Genomic DNA, 1,279 nt, shown 5'->3' with positions numbered 1-1,279 from the left:
GGTGAAATTAATCTATGGAACACTCACTCAGGTCAAAACCAAGGTATTTTGAAGGGACATTCCGATACCGTTAAAGCCCTAGCGATCGCCCCCAACGGAAAGGTTTTAGCCAGTGGCGGAAACGAACGAGTCATTAAATTGTGGGATCTCGCCACTCAAACGGAAATCTGCACCCTCACCGGTCACACAGAATATGTGAAGGCTCTGGCGTTTAGTCCAGACAGCAAACTTTTAGTGAGTGGGAGTTTGGATGACACCCTTAAAATTTGGGGAGCGGCTTGAACCGCTCAAACGACGACAGATGCTATACCATCACTTTCAGTGTCTAAACACATTAACGAGTCATTCAAGGGGAGTCCAAGCCTTAGCGCTCAGTCCCGATGGGAGATTCTTGGTGAGTGGGGGTTCGGATGCAACGCTTAAATTTTGGAACCTTCCCAGCGGACAGGAACAACAAACGTGGAAAATTCATCGAAATATTGTCGCGACCATTGCCTTGAGTCCAGATGGAAAAACCCTAGCTAGTGGCAGTCGGGACGAAACGGCTAAGCTAGTCGATCTCCAAACGGGAGAAATTCAACACACACTCAGAAGCTTCAGGGAACAAGGCCATCCTCAAATTGCCTCAGTAGCTTTCAGCCATGACAGCCAAATTCTGTTCATGGGAACTGATGGAGGCCGCGCTTCCTATTGGGATGTCAAGACCGGACAACATTTAGGTTATTTGGGTTCAATGTCAAGAATGGCAGTCAGCGCTGATGGGAAGTTTCTGGTGGGTGCCTATCTAGATGACTTAAAGATAAAAGACCTAATTCGCGTGCGGGCCAAGCAGACTATGCCGACCAAGCAGACGATAAAGACACCTCAAAGTGTCATTTCATCTGTCGCCATCTCTCCAGACAGTTCGTTAACTTTAGGCGGACATAATAATGGAGAAATTTACCTATGGAACACTCACTCAGGTCAAAACCAAGGTATTTTGAAGGGACATTCCGATACCGTTGAAGCCCTAGCGATCGCTCCCAACGGAAAGGTTTTAGCCAGTGGCGGAGACGTCATTAAATTGTGGGATCTCGCAACTCAAGCGGAAATCTGCACTCTTACCGGTCATACAGGATATGTAATGGATCTGGCATTTAGTCCAGACAGCAAACTTTTAGTGAGTGGGAGTTTGGATAAAACCCTTAAAATTTGGGGAGCGGCTTGAACCACTCAAACGACTACAGATGCTATACCATCACTTTCAGTGTCTAAACACATTAACGAGTCATTCAAGGGG

The 1,279-nt window shown here is 46.8% G+C and carries 2 protein-coding genes; both read left to right on the top strand.

Features of this window, described 5'->3' with window-relative positions; translation table 11 throughout:
* On the top strand, positions 1–282 hold a 282-nt coding region (locus GEI7105_RS40145), incomplete at its 5' end, for a WD40 repeat domain-containing protein (RefSeq protein ID WP_026097986.1).
* A complete protein-coding gene (locus GEI7105_RS32615; protein WP_342662871.1) occupies positions 251–1,207 on the top strand; it encodes a WD40 repeat domain-containing protein in 957 nt (318 codons plus the stop codon). The genes GEI7105_RS40145 and GEI7105_RS32615, both read left to right, overlap by 32 nt.
* Positions 1,208–1,279 lie beyond the last annotated feature (72 nt).

It is taken from the genome of Baaleninema simplex PCC 7105, assembly GCF_000332355.1.
GTDB lineage: Bacteria > Cyanobacteriota > Cyanobacteriia > Cyanobacteriales > Geitlerinemataceae > Baaleninema > Baaleninema simplex.
The sequence above is the reverse complement of the archived record's forward strand: the minus strand, read 5'-3'. Positions and strand labels throughout refer to the sequence as shown.

Excerpts from the sequence above, each read along its gene's own strand:
- GEI7105_RS32615 (WP_342662871.1), top strand. The coding sequence starts at position 251 with ATGACACCCTTAAAATTTGGGGAGCGGCTTGAACCGCTCAAACGACGA.